Origin of the sequence: Rhodococcus sp. NPDC076796, assembly GCF_040702765.1 — a bacterium.
Taxonomy (GTDB): domain Bacteria; phylum Actinomycetota; class Actinomycetes; order Mycobacteriales; family Mycobacteriaceae; genus Rhodococcoides.
In genome coordinates this window covers 126287-142946 of sequence record NZ_JBFBMS010000001.1, presented here as the reverse complement: position 1 = coordinate 142946, position 16660 = coordinate 126287, and the positions used below count along the sequence as shown (strand labels likewise).

The following is a 16660-nucleotide window of genomic DNA, read 5'->3' as shown; positions in this document are numbered from 1 at the left end:
CCATTCCACACAACGTAGGGGACATCTGCATGACGACAACCGAACCCGATATCCATACCACTGCGGGTAAATTGGCCGATCTTCGTAAACGTCTCGCGGTTGCGGAGATTCCGTCCGGTGAGGCAGCGGTGGACAAGGTCCACGCCAAAGGCAAGCTGACCGCCCGCGAGCGGATCACCGCCCTGCTCGACGAGGGCTCGTTCGTCGAACTCGACGCCCTGGCCCGGCACCGCTCCCAGAACTTCGGGTTGGCCGACAACCGGCCCTTCGGTGACGGTGTCGTCACCGGCTACGGCACCGTCGACGGCCGCGATGTGTGCGTGTTCTCCCAGGACGCGACCGTCTTCGGCGGCTCGTTGGGGGAAATCTACGGCGAGAAGATCGTCAAAGTGATGGACCTGGCCGTCAAGACCGGCCGCCCTCTGGTCGGCATCAACGAAGGCGCCGGAGCCCGCATCCAGGAAGGGGTCGTCTCCCTCGGACTGTACGGCGAGATCTTCCACCGCAACGTCCGCGCGTCGGGGGTCATCCCGCAGATCTCGGTGATCATGGGACCCGCCGCAGGCGGGCACGTCTACTCCCCGGCGTTGACCGACTTCGTGGTCATGGTCGACGGCACGAGCCAGATGTTCGTCACCGGACCCGACGTCATCAAAACCGTCACCGGTGAGAACGTCACGATGGAAGAACTCGGCGGCGCGAGAACCCACATGGAGAAATCCGGGGTCGCGCACTACGTCGCCTCCGGAGAACAGGACGCCCTCGACTACGTCCGCGACCTGCTGTCGTACCTGCCGTCGAACAATCGCGCCGACGCCCCCCGCACCGCACCGTCGGACCCGGTTGTCGGGTCCATCGAGGACTCGCTCACTGCCGAGGATCTCGAACTCGACACCCTGATCCCCGATTCACCGAACACCCCCTACGACATGCACGAGGTCATCACCCGGATCCTCGACGACGACGAATTCCTCGAAGTCCAGGAAGGTCGGGCACGCAACATCATCGTCGGGTTCGGGCGCATCGACGGCCGATCGGTGGGGATCGTGGCCAACCAACCCACCCAGTTCGCGGGCACATTGGATATCGACGCCTCCGAGAAGGCTGCCCGGTTCGTGCGCACCTGCGACTGCTTCAACGTCCCGATCATCACCCTGGTCGACGTACCGGGCTTTCTGCCCGGCACCGGCCAGGAATACAACGGCATCATCCGACGCGGCGCGAAACTGCTCTACGCCTACGGCGAAGCAACGGTCGGGAAGATCACCGTCATCACCCGCAAAGCGTACGGCGGGGCGTACGACGTGATGGGATCCAAGCACATGGGAGCCGACGTCAACCTCGCCTGGCCCACCGCGCAGATCGCGGTCATGGGAGCCTCCGGTGCCGTCGGATTCGTCTACCGCAAACAGTTGCTCGAGGCGGCGAAGAACGGTGAAGACGTCGACGCCCTCCGGTTGACGTTGCAGCAGGAATACGAGGACACCCTCGTCAACCCCTACATCGCCGCCGAACGCGGCTACCTCGACGCCGTCATCCCCCCGAGCCACACCCGCGGCCAGATCGTCACCGCACTACGACTACTCGAACGCAAACAAGTCACCCTCCCACCCAAGAAACACGGAAACATCCCACTATGAGCGGCGAAGCGAATCATGACGCAGTGAGCAACGAAACGAACGGCGACGCGAATCATGTTGCTGCGTCGCCTGGTTGGTCGTTTCGCGGAAGCCCCACCGACGCCGACATCGCTGCCGTTGTTGCTGTTCTGACCGCAGCGCGGTCTTCGGCGACCGTCGAAGCTCCGGTTGTATCGGATCTGTGGGGTCGTCCCGAGGATCTGCATCGATACGGACTTGCCAGTGCCCCAGCTCTTTTCGTCAATGCCCGATATGGCCAGTGAAGGAATTTCAATACATGACTACCTCGACTTCCCATAAGAAAATCTCGAAGGTTCTTGTCGCCAATCGTGGTGAGATCGCGGTGCGGGTGATCCGGGCGGCCGCCGATGCCGGGTTGGCCAGTGTCGCTGTGTACGCCGAGCCCGATGCCGATGCCCCGTTCGTCCGATTGGCCGACGAAGCCTTCGCTCTCGGTGGGCAGTCGTCGGCGGAGTCGTATCTGGTGATCGACAAGATCTTGGATGCGGCCGCCAAGTCCGGTGCCGACGCCATCCACCCCGGCTACGGATTTCTCTCCGAGAACGCCGACTTCGCCCAGGCCGTCATGGACGCCGGACTGATCTGGATCGGACCGTCCCCGCAGTCGATCCGCGACCTCGGCGACAAGGTCACCGCCCGTCACATCGCCGCCCGCGCCAAAGCCCCGTCGGTCCCCGGTACGTCCGAGCCGGTCAAGGATGCCGACGAAATCCTTGCGTTCGTCGACGAACACGGCCTCCCGATCGCGATCAAGGCCGCGTTCGGTGGCGGCGGACGCGGCATGAAAGTCGCCCGCACCCGCGAGGAAATTCCCGAACTGTTCGATTCGGCCACCCGCGAAGCGGTCGCCGCGTTCGGGCGTGGGGAATGCTTCGTCGAGCGCTACCTCGACAAGCCCCGCCACGTCGAAGCCCAGGTGATTGCCGACCAGCACGGCAACGTCATCGTCGCCGGCACCCGCGACTGCTCGCTGCAGCGCCGGTTCCAGAAACTCGTCGAAGAAGCCCCCGCCCCGTTCCTCACCGACGCCCAACGCAAAGAAATTCACTCGAGCGCCAAAGCCATCTGCCTCGAAGCCGGCTACTACGGTGCCGGCACCGTCGAATACCTCGTCGGCCAAGACGGCCTCGTCTCCTTCCTCGAGGTCAACACCCGACTGCAGGTCGAGCATCCCGTCACCGAGGAAACCTCCGGCATCGACCTGGTGCTGCAGCAGTTCAAGATCGCCAACGGCGAAGAACTGTCCATCACCGAAGACCCCGAACCGCGGGGGCATTCGTTCGAGTTCCGGATCAACGGCGAAGACGCCGGACGCGGGTTCCTGCCCGCCCCCGGACCGGTCACCACCTTCACCGCCCCCTCCGGGCCCGGTGTGCGCGTCGATTCCGGAGTCGAATCCGGCTCGGTGATCGGGGGCCAGTTCGACTCGATGCTCGCCAAGCTCATCGTCACCGGAGCCACCCGCGAGGAAGCGTTGGCGCGTTCGCGTCGAGCGCTCGCGGAGTTCACCGTCGAAGGGTTGGCGACGGTGATTCCGTTCCACGCCGCGGTGGTCTCCGATCCCGCGTTCATCGGCGACGGCGAATCCTTCGACGTCCACACCCGCTGGATCGAAACCGAATGGGACAACCAGGTCCCCCCGTTCACCGCCGGACAACCCATCGACGACGACGAGGTCCTGCCCCGGCAGTCGGTGGTCGTCGAGGTCGGCGGCCGACGCGTCGAGGTCTCCCTACCCGGGGAACTGTCCCTCGGTGGCAACGGCGGCGGACCTGCGGGAGCGGTGCGCCGCAAACCCAAAGCCCGCACCCGCGGCGGAGCCGGAGCCGGCGCGGCATCCGGCGACTCGGTCACCGCACCGATGCAGGGCACCGTGGTCAAAGTCGCCGTCACCGAAGGCCAAACCGTCGACGCAGGCGACCTCATCGCCGTCCTCGAAGCAATGAAAATGGAAAACCCCGTCAACGCCCACAAAGCAGGCACCATCACCGGCCTGACCGTCACCGCAGGCGACGCCATCACCCAAGGCACCGTCCTCGCAGAGATCAAGTAGGGGAGTGTCCGATGACTGCCCTCGCTGAATCGTTCGACGGTGGTACCTCTCCGGTGCATTCCACCGAGCTCGAAATCGTGTCCACGGTGCTGCGCATGGCGTCGGCCGCGCGGGTTCGTCTGGCGGAGGCACTGGATGCGCAGGGGCTGAGCTGGGCGAGGTACGAGGTGCTGGAACTGGTGTCCAGGCGAGGGCCGATGTCCTACAGTGCGCTGTCGCGTGAGTTGGTGCGACACCGGACGAGTATCACCGCCACGACGGCCAGTCTCGTCGAGGCGGGGTTGCTGGTGCGTAGCGTCAATCCGCGAAATCGGCAGCAGTACATGGTCGAGGCCACCGACTCGGGGCACCGTGCGGTCACTCGGGCCGAGCGTGCGCTCGAGCGCGCTCGGTCGAGGATGGCGGTCGATGCCGACTCTGCTCGGACGCTCGAGGTGTTGCGTGGCATCGAGAAACAGTGGAACGGTCGGCGCTGACCGGCGGGTGACAACACCGGCTATTCGGCTCTGAAGAACAAGTACCCCTGAGGTGATACCCCCAGGGGTACTTGCATACCCCCTTGGGTATGTGCGAAGGTGGGCAGGTTCGTTCGTTCGAGGGTTTCGTCTGCCCCGTTCGATACCCCCACCCGTATAGGAGCACAATGTCGCTGCGTGACGCCGAAGTTCTTCGCCCACCTGATGATCGGCCTCAGGCCGAGCCGGGCCTGCTCGGCCGCGCGGGCGGCTCGATGGTGACTCACCGGCGGTGGGTGTTCGGTGTGTGGCTCATCGTGCTCGTGGGCCTCGGTTCGTTTGCGCCCTCGGTGTTCTCGTCGCTGGCCGGAGCAGGATGGCAGGCGAACGGATCCGAATCCGTACAGGTTCGAGAGTTGGCCCAGCAGCACTTCGGCGGTAATTCCTCCGCGGCGGTGCAGGTGGTCGTCCACTCCGACTCGGCACCCATCACCGATCCCGCTGTTCAGGATGTGATTGCCGACGTCTCCGACGTATTCACCGGCGACACCAGATTCGGGGACGTCGTTGCGCCGCAACCGGGTATGACGATCAGCCCGGACGGCCGCACCGGCATCGTCATCGCCGGGGCGAACGGCACCACCGACGAGATGGTCAAAGCCGTCGACGATGTGAAGGAGCGGTTGACCGCGCTCTCGACCGACGGAATCGAGGTGTATCCCACCGGTTCGTCGGCCCTGTGGTCGGACTTCAACAAGGCGAACCACGATGCGATGATCCAGGCCGAATTATTTTCGTGGCCAGTCACATTGGCGATCATGGTGCTTGCGTTCGGATCGCTCGTCGCCGCGGGATTGCCGCTGCTGCTCACCGTCGCCGGACTCGTCGCATCCGCTGGTGGTCTCGTTCTGCTCAACGGTGTCACGCCGATCTCGGTGTGGGCCATGAACTTCGCGATGATGTTCGCCCTCGCGCTCGGAATCGACTACGCGCTGTTCATTGTCGCTCGATTCCGCGACGCGTTGCGCAACGCCGACCCTCGGGCCGCAGTGGCCGAAACCATGGACACCGCAGGCAAAGCCGTCGTGTTGTCCGGGCTGACGGTGCTGGTGAGTCTGTCCGCCGTGCTGCTCGTCCCCGCGCCTGCGGTGCGCACGATGGCGGTCGGGATCATGCTGGCCGTCGCCTTCGTATTGTTGGCGACGATGACACTGTTGCCCGCGGCGTTGGGTGCACTCGGACCCAAGGTCAATGCCGCCTCGTTGCCGTACGCCAAACGGCAGGAGCATCGATCCCCGAAGTTCGCCGCCTGGGGCGAGCTGTTGCACAAGCACCCGTGGCCGTTCGCCGTCGTCTCCGTGGGAATTCTGATCGCCCTGGCGCTTCCGGTACTCGGCTTGAAAGTAGCGATGCCGTCGATCGCGGTGGTGCCCGAGGACGCACCGGTGCGGCAGGGCTACGAACTCGTGCAGGCCCAGTTCGGACCGGGCGCACCGGGAGCGCTGCAGATCGTGGTGCCCGACGCCGATGCCGTCGAGACCGCGACCGCGGCTGCCGGGGTCGACGGGATCTCGATGGTGACGCCGCCGCAGAGTGCCGCTGACGGTTCGGGATTTGCTCTGCTGCAGGCAATTCCGTCGGTGGATCCGTCCGACGAATCGATGAGTACCGTTCTCGCCGATCTGCGATCCACGCTGCCCGATTCGGCACTCGTCGGCGGAGCGCCCGCGGAGAACCTGGACCTCCAGCAGGCCCTGAACGACTACCTGCCGATCGTCGTCGGGATCATCCTGGTCCTCGGGTTCGTGCTGCTTCTGGTGGCGCTGCAGGCCCCACTGATCGCGCTGCTCGGCACCCTGGTGAGCCTGCTGTCCACCGCGGCGGCCTTCGGAGTCGCCAAGTTGATCTTCCAGGACGGCCACGGGGCGTCACTGCTCGGTTTCACCCCGCAAGGATTCCTGGACGGCTGGGGCCCGGTGTTCTTCTTCGCGATGATCTTCGCCATCGCCATGGACTACACGGTGTTCCTGCTGGCCACCGCCAAGGAACACTACGAACGCTCGGGTGACTCCAGGGTTGCTCAGGTCGACGGGTTGGCCCACTCCGGGCGGGTCATCTTTGCCGCAGCAGCGGTGATGGTGGCAGTGTTCTTCACGTTCGCACTCTCCGATCCGCTGCCACCCAAGGAGATGGGCATCATCCTCGGTGTCGCTGTACTGCTCGACGCGTTCCTCGTTCGACTCGTGCTGCTTCCCGTCCTGTTGCGATTGACCGGGCACGGTGCCTGGTGGTCGCCGGCATGGCTGCGCGCCGTACTGCCCTCCATCCGCTTTTCGCACTGACACAACAATTTCTCAGGAGTCACCATGAACATCGCATTGTCCACCACACTGACCGACACCGACTTCGACACCGCGATCGACAGCACCAGAAAGGCGTTGTCGGAGCAAGGATTCGGAGTTCTCACCGAAATCGACATGCAGGCCACCCTCAAAGCCAAGCTCGGCGAGGACATGGAGCGTTACGTGATTCTCGGGGCATGCAACCCGGGACTCGCTCATCGCGCCGTCGGAGTGATGAAGCAGATCGGCCTGCTGTTGCCGTGCAACGTGGTGGTCCGAGAGAACATGGCCGTAGTGGGATCCGTCGTCGTCGAGGCGATGAATCCGGCCATCATGGTCGAGGTCACCGGTGAGCCCGAGTTGGGTGCGGTCGCCTCCGAGGCCACCGCGAAACTGCAGGCGGCGATCGCGGCACTGGGCGGTACCGGATCCGATCCCGCTTGATGCCCCCGGGGGTACCATCGGGTTCACTACCACAACCATCGAGGGGATCGACATGATCGGCGACGAAGACAGCATCGCACTGGTACTGAACCGGCTCAAGCGTGCGCACGGTCAGCTGGCCGGCGTCATCGGGATGATCGAGAACGGGCGCGATTGCAAGGATGTGGTCACTCAGCTCGCTGCTGTCTCCAGAGCGCTGGACAAGGCCGGATTCAAGATCGTGGCGACCGGTCTGCGTGAATGCATGACCGGCGAGAGCGCGGGCGAGAAGAAGCCGATGACCGAGGCCGAACTGGAGAAGCTATTCCTGGCGCTGGCCTGATCCTGGGTCGAATCCCACGAGGGAGCGACGGGAGAGCGAACAGTGGGAGTCGCGATTGCTCCGTGACGACGCTGTTGTGCGACGTCGAGGTCGACATCCGACGAATTCCGCTGCATACTTGACTTTGTCCAGAAAAGCGGAGGATAGTATTACTGTGATGCCGATCTCACCGTACGCGGAGCTGTTACGCACCGCCGACATGCGCGTGACCCGTCCCAGGGTCGCGGTGCTCGAGGTCGTCGGATCCAATCCTCATGCAGACACCGACACGATCCTCGGACTCGTGCGATCGGTGCTGCCCGAGGTGTCGCGGCAAACCGTGTACGACGTGCTCAATGCGTTGACCGCGGCGCGCCTGGTACGGCGAATCGAACCGGCAGGATCGCCTGCTCGGTACGAATCTCGTGTCGGCGACAACCACCACCACGCGGTGTGCCGCTCCTGCGGCGTCATCGCCGACGTGGACTGCGCGGTCGGCGAAACGCCGTGTCTCACCGCATCGGACTCCGTCGGTTTCACGATCGACGAGGCGGAAGTCATCTACTGGGGCTTCTGCGCACAGTGTTCGACTGCTCGAGGGCAGTCGACAGCTCCTGTTTCGTTCCCTCCCGGTTCTCGGACACAGCAGAGTTCGTGAACCGACCTCGATCACAGCCCGATCGTCACACCTTGGAAGGAAGCACGTGTCAGAAGATCACACAACACGCGAAAAAGAGATGAACGAGGATCAGCCACAGGAGTCGGGTGGCAAGTGTCCCGTCATGCACGACTCGATGCCGATGCCCGTCGAGGGTGGCAGCAACCGCGAGTGGTGGCCCAAGACTCTGAACCTCAAGATTCTCAAGAAGAATCCGGCCGTCGGCGACCCGATGGGTGCCGATTACGACTATGCCGCCGAGTTCAACTCCCTCGACCTCGCCGAGGTCAAGCGCGACATCGAAGCCCTCATGACCAATTCGCAGCCCTGGTGGCCTGCCGACTTCGGTCACTACGGCCCCTTCTTCATCCGCATGGCGTGGCACGCCGCGGGCACGTACCGCAAGCAGGACGGACGCGGCGGTGCCGGAGCGGGCATGCAGCGCTTCGCACCCCTGAACAGCTGGCCGGACAACGCCAGCCTGGACAAGGCTCGTCGTCTGATCTGGCCGGTCAAGCAGAAGTACGGCCGCAAGCTCTCCTGGGCGGACCTCATCGTGCTCACCGGCAACGTCGCCATCGAATCGATGGGCCTACCCACCTACGGCTTCGCCGGCGGACGCGTCGACGCCTGGGAGCCGGACGAGGACGTCTACTGGGGCCCGGAGCAGACCTGGCTCGGCGACGAGCGCTACGACGGTGATCGCACGAGCCTCGAGAACCCGCTTGCCGCAGTGCAGATGGGCTTGATCTACGTCAACCCCGAAGGCCCCAACGGCAACCCGGATCCGGTGCAGTCCGCACTGGACATTCGCGAGACCTTCGGCCGGATGGCCATGAACGACATCGAGACCGCGGCACTGGCCGTCGGTGGGCACACGTTCGGCAAGACGCACGGTGCAGCGGATCCCGACGTGCACATCGGTGCCGAGCCCGAGGGCGCACCCATCGAGCAGATGGGCCTCGGCTGGAAGAACAGCTACCAGAGCGGCGTCGGCGCAGACGCGATCACCAGCGGTCTCGAGGTCATCTGGACCCCCACGCCCACCCAGTGGGACAACAGCTTCCTCGAGACGCTGTACGGATTCGAGTGGGAGCTCTACAAGAGCCCCGCAGGTGCGCACCAGTGGCGCCCGAAGAACGGCGAGGGCGCGGATCTCGTCCCCGACCCCGCCGATCCCACCAAGCGTCGCCACCCGTCGATGCTGACCTCCGACATCGCGATGCGTGTCGATCCGATCTACGAGCAGATCACCCGTCGCTGGCTCGACCATCCCGAGGAGCTCGCAGAAGAGTTCCAGAAGGCCTGGTTCAAGCTCACCCACCGCGACATGGGACCCGTCTCGCGGTACCTCGGCCCCGAGGTCCCGTCCGAGACCTTGCTCTGGCAGGACCCGATCCCGGCCGTCGATCATGAGCTGATCGGTGAGGCGCAGATCGCCGAGCTCAAGAAGACGATCCTCGACTCCGAACTGACTCAGGAGCAGCTGATTTCGGCTGCCTGGGCCGCGGCATCGTCTTTCCGGGTCAGCGACAAGCGCGGCGGTGCCAACGGTGGCCGTCTGCGCCTGCAGCCGCAGGCAGGCTGGGAGGTCAACGAGCCCGACGAGCTCGCACAGGTCATTCGTGTGCTCGAAGGAATCCAGCAGTCGTTCTCCGGAACGGTCTCGTTCGCCGACCTCGTCGTTCTCGGTGGCGTTGCCGCACTCGAGCAGGCAGCCGGTGTCAGTGTGCCGTTCACTCCGGGCCGCATGGACGCGACGCAGGAGCAGACGGACGTCGATTCGTTCTCCGATCTCGAGCCGAAGGCCGACGGTTTCCGTAACTTCCTCGGCAAGGGCCAGAAGCTTCCGGCGGAATACTCCCTCGTCGATCGGGCGAACCTGTTGTCGCTCAGCGCACCCGAGATGACCGTGCTCGTCGGCGGACTGCGTGTGCTCGGAGCCAACTTCGGAAACTCGTCGCACGGCGTCCTGACGGACAAGGTCGGAACGCTCACCAACGACTTCTTCGTCAACCTCCTCGACATGGGCACCGAATGGGTCCCCGCCGCGGAGGACGGCATCTACGAGGCCAAGGACGCGGCGACCGGTGAGACGAAGTGGACCGGAACCCGCAACGACCTGGTGTTCGGATCGAACTCCGAATTGCGCGCTCTCGCTGAGGTTTACGCCTGCGACGACGCCAAGGACAAGTTCGTTGCGGACTTCGTCGCTGCCTGGGACAAGGTCATGATGCTCGATCGGTTCGAGCTGGCCTGATTTTCTGTACCGAACTCGAAGTTATGGATGGAAACCGTGCTCGATCCATCCATAGCTTCGAGTTCGTCGTTATCGGTCCGTTACCTTTCGTTGCCAATTCGTGTCCTCGGTCCCTGACTCGCTGCAATTTGCGAGCGGCAAGCTACAAGACATGACACACGACGAGGGGGCGGCAGGAGCCGTCGATCACAATATGGACGAATCACGCAAGGGAGCATCCGGGTTCGGGTCGTTCCTGGAGATGTTCCAGGATGCCTCCACCGACAAGTCCGACATCGAGCGCTGATCGTCAGCGAGTCCCGATCGTATTGGTGACCGAACCGATTCGTTCGATGCTCAGTTCGACGCGATCGCCCGGGGCGATCCAGCGGTCGAGTTCCAGTCCGCATCCGCGTGGCAGCGTGCCGGACGTCAACAGCTCACCGGGGTAGACGTTTTCGCCGCGACAGGCGTACGCGAGCGATTCGCCGACCGAGTACCGCATGCCTGCGGTGCCGGTCGTCGACCACACTTCGTCGTTGACCGTGACGCTGGCCGTCAACGAGTCCAGATGCGGTGCCACCTCGTCGGCGGTGACGATGTCGGCTCCCATGGAGCTGGCGAAGGTCTTGGTCTTGACCACCGGGCCGAACGGGGTGCGGCGCTGCTCCTCCCATTGGGTGTCGCGGGCACTGATGTCGTCGAACACCACGTACCCGCCGATCGCAGCGGTGGCCTCTCGCTCGGATACGTCGCGGACGGGCCTGGTCACCACGGCTCCGAACTCGAGCTCGAAATCCAGTACCCGGCTGTAGGACGGCCACTCGACCGGAGCTTCGTCGGCGACGACGGTGAGGTGATTGCCGGTGTAGTAGACCGGATGGTCGTCGAATCCCGGCCCAGGACGGAGCGCAGGAAACGTCGATCGAGTGGCGGCTTCGAAACTGCGGATGAAGGGGACGGCTTTCGGGAGGTTGCGGCGAACCAGGTTGTGCGCAGCCAGATCCCAGTGTGCCTCCCAGCCGAGGAAGCAGCGAAGCGACGCCGGGATCACCGGCAGCGTCGGTGCCGGTCGCTCGATCACCGCGACTCCCTCGGACACCGCACGCTGCACCACGGCCGACGCCGCGTCGCGCGCGCGTTCACCGGCATCGAGGAACCCGAGCACGGTGCGGGTCAGGGGGCGTAGGGCCTCGTCGGCCCCCAATGTCGACACCGCGGCATCGAGATCGACCCACGACCCCGACTCGGGTGCGTACACGGCCAGACGGTCTGCCGAGTCGGCAGCGATCATGCGTCGCAATCGCACTTGAGGAATCCGATCTTCGCGTGAGGGGGCTCCACAACGGTTGAGGAACCAGGAGTGTAAACGGCAGCACAGCTGTGGTGTCAAGACCTCCTCGTCGAGGACTAGCGTGGACACATGAGATCGCCTGTTCCCGAATACCTGGCTTCCGTGTTGGAGGACTGTCGAGCGTTCGACGGCGGGACGGTGACCGAGGGCAACCCGGTGGTGGCCTCGGCGGATCCCGACACGTTTGCAGTCGCCCTGGCCACCGTCGGGGGTTCGCTGCACGGAGCGGGCGATACCGACACCGAATTCTCGATCCAATCGATAGCCAAAGCGCTCGCGTATGCGCTCGCCATCGAGGACAACGGCATCGAAGCGGTGCTCGAGGCCGTCGACGTCGAACCGTCGGGCGACTCGTTCAACGAGATATCCCTGGAAGCGGAGACCGGAAGGCCACGGAACCCCTTGATCAATGCCGGTGCGCTGGCGGTGCATTCGATGATTCGAGGCCACGGGAGCGAAGAGCGGGCGGGGCGATTGACGGATCTTCTGAGCAGAATGGCCGGACGCGAACTCTCCGTCGACCGTCAGGTGTACGAGGCCGAACTGGAATCCGACGACCGGAACACCGCGATCGCACACCTACTGAAGTCGGTCGGCCACCTCGGAGCCGAGCCCGCCGATGTCGTCGACGGTTACGCACGGCAGTGCGCGGTGACTGTGACCTGCAACGACCTGGCCCGGATCGCCGCGGTGCTGGCGAACGGCGGGAAAGACCCCGAGTCGGGCGAACAGGTACTCGACCCGGCGATCGATCGCCACGTACTGGCGGTCATGGCGACCTGTGGAATGTACGACGGCAGTGGCAGCTGGCTCGCGACCGTGGGGATACCCGCCAAGAGCGGGGTTGCCGGGGCGGTCATCGGTGTATTGCCGGGTCAGGTGGGGATTGCCGTGCTGTCGCCGAGACTGAACGAGCACGGCAACAGTGTGCGTGGGGTGGCGGTGTTCGAGAGGCTGTCGCGCGATCTGGGTCTGCACATGATGCATGTCGCGCCCAGCGGTGAATCGGCGATCCGTAGCGTGACCGAGGACGACGGCGTGGCCACCGTGGAGCTGCAGGGCGATCTTCGGTTCGCGGGTGCTGAGGCGGTCACGGCTCGCTTGGTCGACGGTTTCGGTGAAAACACTTGCACAAAGGTCGATTTCAGCGAGGCACGTGCAATCGACGGCGCGGCTCGACGGCTCCTGAGCGATGCATTTCGCGCCCTGGAGGACGACGGTCACCGGGTCGTCGTCCACGACCCCGACGGGTTCATGGAGTCGCCCGACGGGTCAGAGTCGGCCGGCGAGAATCATGTTCCAGTAGGACAGCGGTAGGCCGTATCGGTCGAACGCCCAGGCGGCGCGCCTCGGCTTCAGCGGATCGAGGAACGACGGCAGCGATGGCGTCAGGGTTCCGGTGCGGTCGAACTCGGCGGCGATCAAGCTGTGTGCGCCCACCGCGATGGGGGCAACGGTGTAGCCGTCGTACTCCGACAACGGTTGCCCGCTGCGCGCTGCGATCAGATTGTCGACGAGAATCGAAATCTGCTTGCGCAGTGCGCCACCCGAGGAGTCGGTGTCGATGGCTGCGCCGTCACCCGCGGCCCAGACCTCCGAATACACCCGGTGGCGCAGAGTTTTTCCGTCGATGTCGACGACACCGTGCGGCGCAGAACCGGTCAGGTTCGATTCCTCCAGCCACGTCGGACCGCGGAACGGCGGTACGAGGTGCAGCATGTCGTAGCCGATGCGCTCGTCGACGCCGTCGTGGTCCGTGACGGTGATGTGTCCGCTCTCCGGGTGCAGTGCCGTCACCGCGGTGCGGGCGAGGATTCGCACGCCGAGCTCGCGTAGTCGCCCGACGACGATGGCGTCGAGCTCCGGCACACCCATCAGTCGAGGTCGATCCACCACCAGCGTGATGTCGATTCCCGGCATGCGGCCGGTGCGGGTCCAGTGGTCTGCGGCGAGGAACAACGGCTTGAGTGTGGTGCCGGTGCACCCGACCGGTGGGCGCGGCACGGTGAACACCGCACTGCTGTGGGCGGGTAGATCGCGTACCAGTTGCCAGGTGTGTTCGGCTCGGTCGAGGTAATTGCTGGTGACAGTGGGGGATCGGAGCGCAGCCCACACTCCGGGCAGCGCGTCGGTGTCGACGACGAGGCCCTGACCGAGCACCAGGTCGCGGTAGCCGTATTCCGTACCCGAGGCGCATCGCACCAGACGATTCACCGGGTCGATCGCAACCGCCGAGTCTTCGAGCCAGACGCATCCGGTCGGAATCACCGAACGCTGGGTACGCTCGGCCTCGGTCAGCGCCGCCTGACCGGAGCCCACGTACGACAGCAGTGGGCGATAGGTGTGCACCTGCTTGGGCTCGATGACCGCGACGTCGGAGATGCCCTTCTTCAGCAGTCGCGCTGCCGCGCTGATGCCTGCGTTGCCTCCGCCGACGACGAGCACGTCGTAGGTCGTGTTCGGGGTGGTCACAGCGACACCATGCGTGCTTCGACGGGTGCCCTGGCCGTCACCGAACGGATCACCGGGTGTCTGCTGTCGGCGCGATCACGGACTCGGTCGTCGATCGACGCACCTCGACTCGCGTCGGTACGAGATCGATGCCGGACTGCTGCAGAGCCGGTGAAAGCACCACGGCGAGCCGCTGATTCCAGCGTCCCAGTCGGATGGCGGTGGCGTCGAGCACGGAGTTGACACCTGCGGCGACGCCTGCCACCGACGACAGGTCGAGGATCAACGCTCGCCCTCGCTCGGCGGCCTCACCGAGGGTTTCGGCCAGAACAGGGACGTCCGAGTCTCCGATCGTGCCGATCACTCGTACGACGATGTCGGCGCCTGCGCTCTCGTCGACCGACAGTGTCATCTCGGTGACGAGGCTCTGCGAGTCGATCAGTGACGGAATCACTTCCACGAGCGGGGACGAAATGGACGGTACGACGATCATGAACACACTCCTGAGCAGCCGAACTCCTCGCCCGGCGCACGGGGAGTCGACAGTCGACATACGGGGACTGCGGGCTACTCCTCAACCACGCTTGGATGGACTACCCGGGGTGGGGTGTTCGTAAGCCTCGAAACGGCAACGGGTTTGACTGCGGGTCCGACGGGAATACGAGAACGATCGCTACACCGTGGGAGGCACGCCGATGACGACAGCCGAATCCGATTACGTTCGAACCCTGACCTCCGTGCACGCCGATCCCGGAGTGTACGAACCGCAGGAGGATTCGCTTCTGCTGTGCGACATCGCCGCCACGACGGGCATCGTTCCCGGCGCGCGGGTACTGGACATGTGCACCGGAAGTGGTGCTGTTGCCATCACTGCTGCACTGTTGGGCGCGCGTGAGGTGGTGGCGTTCGACATCGCGCCCCGCGCAGTGGACTGCGCCCAGCGCAACGCGCGCTCGGTAGGGGTCGAGGTGGACGTCAGAGTGGGATCCTTGGCAGAGGCGGCCGAACTCGAATCGTTCGACGTGGTGCTCTGCAATCCACCGTACGTTCCGTCCGAGATGATGCCGACCGGAATGGGGCTGCACCGTGCCTGGGACGCAGGCGAGGACGGCCGGATGGTGCTCGATCCACTCTGCCGAGCCGCTGCCTCCTTGCTGGCTCCCGGCGGGGTGCTGCTCGTCGTCCACTCGGAGTTCTCCGGACCTCGACGCACCGTGGACATGCTGTCCGACAACGGATTGTCGGTGACGGAGGTCAGCAGGCGCACCATCGATTTCGGGCCCGTGATGCACCGTCGCGCTCAGTGGCTCGAAGCTCGTGGAGTACTGGCTCCGGGTCGTCGAACAGAGGAGTTGGTGGTTGTTCGTGGCGACAGGCGATGACTCGGCATCTGCGCGCACAACGGTGAGAATCGTGCGCGGCGGACCGATGCTGATCGACGGACCGGTGAACATCGAACTCGACGACGGTACGCGAGTGGAATCGGATCGCTTCGTCGTCGCGGTGTGCACGTGTCGGCGTAGCAAGAACTATCCACTGTGCGACACGAGCCACCGCGCGAAGAAACGACCTTCTCAGTCCAACGAGGACTGACCGGCAGACCATCGCTTCATCACGTGGTCGGCGAGTTCGTTCTCGACGAAGTCCAGTGCACGCATTCCGAACACCACATCTGCCTCGAGTTCGGGCTCGTGGCGAAGAAGAGTGCCGACCACATCGTGACGCAGCACCTGCTCGTGTACGGCGTCGGCCTCGACGTGCTCGGCGTAGAACGCAATGCATGCAGCAGGGGCATAGAGCCTTTGCAGTCCCTGCACGTAGCGCTGGGAGCCGGGCGACGAGGTGATCTCGGTTGCCGCCAGGTGGCCAACGGTGGCACCGCGCAGTCCTCGGTGCAAACCGAACAAGGACATGAGATTGACCCAGGCCAAGGTCTGCGCCGGGACGCGATCGACGTAGCCGAGGTACGACGCATCGAGATTTGCGGCCACCATCGATTCGGCCCACAGATGCTGGTGCAGGCGATCGCCCTTGCCGCCGCCGTACTCATCGAATTCGACTGCCACATAAGAAGCTTTGGTCTGACCCGTCAACCGGGGGATCGCCCAGGCGTGCGGATCGGCTTCCTTGAGGTGATAGACGGAGCGGTGCACGAAGTACTCGCACATCTGCTCCCATGACCCCTCGTCGCGCAGGAACCACGACGGGCCGGTTCCCGAGGTCGCCTCGACGGACAGCGCGTCCATCTCGGCCACCGCGTCGGTGCCGGGTTCCACGTTCTCGCGTACGTACGTCAGAAACGCGGACTCGAGCGCTGCTCGTAGTCGGAGGAGTTCGGGGTCCCACTCCCAGGCGTCGGAGACACCTTCGAACCCGCGGTAGTGCAGTTCGTAACAGATCAGAAGCGACAGTTGCACGTCTCGTGACGTGGGATCGACCTCGGTCGGCGTCGCCACGATTGCAGTCCCGTTGGGCTCACCTGCGGTCAGGCACCGAGTGACGGCCTCGGAGATCGGCCCACAGGGGGTGGGCAGTGCGGGCGAGCGAGCGGTGGACGGGTCGACTGAGAACAACGCGGTCATAGTGGTGGCTACCCGTTGCCGGCCGGTACCAACCACTGACGGCCTGCGTGTTTGTGACCTGTCACAACAGGCAATGCGCAGTGCACGACATCGAACTTCGGAGTCGTTCCATCGGAAGGA

General features: G+C 64.7%; 17 protein-coding genes. 13 read left to right on the top strand and 4 right to left on the bottom strand.

Features of this window, described 5'->3' with window-relative positions:
- Positions 1-29: 29 nt before the first annotated feature.
- The 10 genes from AB0366_RS00645 (at position 30) to AB0366_RS00600 (ending at position 10460) form a co-directional block, all read left to right on the top strand.
- Positions 30-1640, top strand: a complete 1611-nt coding sequence (locus AB0366_RS00645) for an acyl-CoA carboxylase subunit beta (protein WP_366242313.1) — start codon at positions 30-32, stop codon at positions 1638-1640.
- Positions 1641-1663: 23 nt separating this feature from the next.
- The gene (locus AB0366_RS00640) at positions 1664-1903 is read left to right on the top strand and encodes an acyl-CoA carboxylase epsilon subunit (RefSeq protein ID WP_183130215.1); all 240 of its coding nucleotides are present in this window, start codon (positions 1664-1666) and stop codon (positions 1901-1903) included.
- 14 nt (positions 1904-1917) lie between these two features.
- On the top strand, positions 1918-3714 hold the full coding sequence (locus AB0366_RS00635; RefSeq protein WP_366242312.1) for an acetyl/propionyl/methylcrotonyl-CoA carboxylase subunit alpha: 1797 nt from the start codon (positions 1918-1920) through the stop codon (positions 3712-3714).
- A gap of 11 nt (positions 3715-3725) precedes the next feature.
- Entirely contained in the window at positions 3726-4190 is a 465-nt protein-coding gene (locus AB0366_RS00630; RefSeq protein WP_121870537.1) for a MarR family transcriptional regulator, read from the top strand.
- 167 nt (positions 4191-4357) lie between these two features.
- A complete protein-coding gene (locus AB0366_RS00625; RefSeq protein ID WP_366242311.1) occupies positions 4358-6511 on the top strand; it encodes an MMPL family transporter in 2154 nt (717 codons plus the stop codon).
- A 24-nt stretch (positions 6512-6535) separates the two neighbouring features.
- Positions 6536-6955 carry a DUF302 domain-containing protein gene (locus AB0366_RS00620; RefSeq protein ID WP_366242310.1) on the top strand — a complete coding sequence of 140 codons (420 nt, stop codon included), beginning with the start codon at positions 6536-6538 and terminating at the stop codon, positions 6953-6955.
- Positions 6956-7007: 52 nt separating this feature from the next.
- Positions 7008-7277, top strand: a complete 270-nt coding sequence (locus AB0366_RS00615) for a metal-sensitive transcriptional regulator (RefSeq protein ID WP_366242309.1) — start codon at positions 7008-7010, stop codon at positions 7275-7277.
- A 157-nt stretch (positions 7278-7434) separates the two neighbouring features.
- On the top strand, positions 7435-7914 hold the full coding sequence (locus AB0366_RS00610) for a Fur family transcriptional regulator (protein WP_121870535.1): 480 nt from the start codon (positions 7435-7437) through the stop codon (positions 7912-7914).
- Positions 7915-7993: 79 nt separating this feature from the next.
- On the top strand, positions 7994-10174 hold the full coding sequence (gene katG / locus AB0366_RS00605) for a catalase/peroxidase HPI (protein ID WP_366242950.1): 2181 nt from the start codon (positions 7994-7996) through the stop codon (positions 10172-10174).
- Between the two features lie 151 nt (positions 10175-10325).
- Entirely contained in the window at positions 10326-10460 is a 135-nt protein-coding gene (locus AB0366_RS00600; protein ID WP_254923937.1) for a hypothetical protein, read from the top strand.
- A 3-nt stretch (positions 10461-10463) separates the two neighbouring features.
- Here the strand turns inward: AB0366_RS00600 and AB0366_RS00595 are convergent, their stop codons facing one another.
- Positions 10464-11447, bottom strand: a complete 984-nt coding sequence (locus AB0366_RS00595; RefSeq protein WP_366242308.1) for a fumarylacetoacetate hydrolase family protein — start codon at positions 11445-11447, stop codon at positions 10464-10466.
- 129 nt (positions 11448-11576) lie between these two features.
- Between AB0366_RS00595 and glsA the strand changes: the two genes are divergently transcribed.
- Positions 11577-12824: a glutaminase A gene (gene glsA, locus AB0366_RS00590; protein ID WP_366242307.1), complete on the top strand. Its 1248-nt coding sequence runs from the start codon at positions 11577-11579 to the stop codon at positions 12822-12824.
- Here glsA and AB0366_RS00585 read toward each other — a convergent pair.
- Both AB0366_RS00585 and AB0366_RS00580 read right to left on the bottom strand, forming a co-directional pair.
- Positions 12780-13979, bottom strand: coding sequence for an FAD/NAD(P)-binding oxidoreductase (locus tag AB0366_RS00585; RefSeq protein ID WP_366242306.1), 1200 nt, complete (start codon positions 13977-13979; stop codon positions 12780-12782). The two genes, glsA and AB0366_RS00585, sit on opposite strands and share 45 nt — an antisense overlap.
- Before the next feature lie 49 nt (positions 13980-14028).
- Positions 14029-14451: a hypothetical protein gene (locus AB0366_RS00580; RefSeq protein ID WP_366242305.1), complete on the bottom strand. Its 423-nt coding sequence runs from the start codon at positions 14449-14451 to the stop codon at positions 14029-14031.
- A 202-nt stretch (positions 14452-14653) separates the two neighbouring features.
- Here AB0366_RS00580 and AB0366_RS00575 point away from each other — a divergent pair, with 202 nt between their 5' ends.
- Complete coding sequence (locus tag AB0366_RS00575; RefSeq protein WP_366242304.1) at positions 14654-15340, top strand: HemK2/MTQ2 family protein methyltransferase; 687 nt, start codon at positions 14654-14656, stop codon at positions 15338-15340.
- A gap of 46 nt (positions 15341-15386) precedes the next feature.
- Entirely contained in the window at positions 15387-15551 is a 165-nt protein-coding gene (locus AB0366_RS00570; RefSeq protein WP_121872582.1) for a CDGSH iron-sulfur domain-containing protein, read from the top strand.
- Here the strand turns inward: AB0366_RS00570 and AB0366_RS00565 are convergent.
- Positions 15533-16540 carry an iron-containing redox enzyme family protein gene (locus AB0366_RS00565; RefSeq protein WP_366242303.1) on the bottom strand — a complete coding sequence of 336 codons (1008 nt, stop codon included), beginning with the start codon at positions 16538-16540 and terminating at the stop codon, positions 15533-15535. The two genes, AB0366_RS00570 and AB0366_RS00565, sit on opposite strands and share 19 nt — an antisense overlap.
- Positions 16541-16660: the final 120 nt, after the last annotated feature.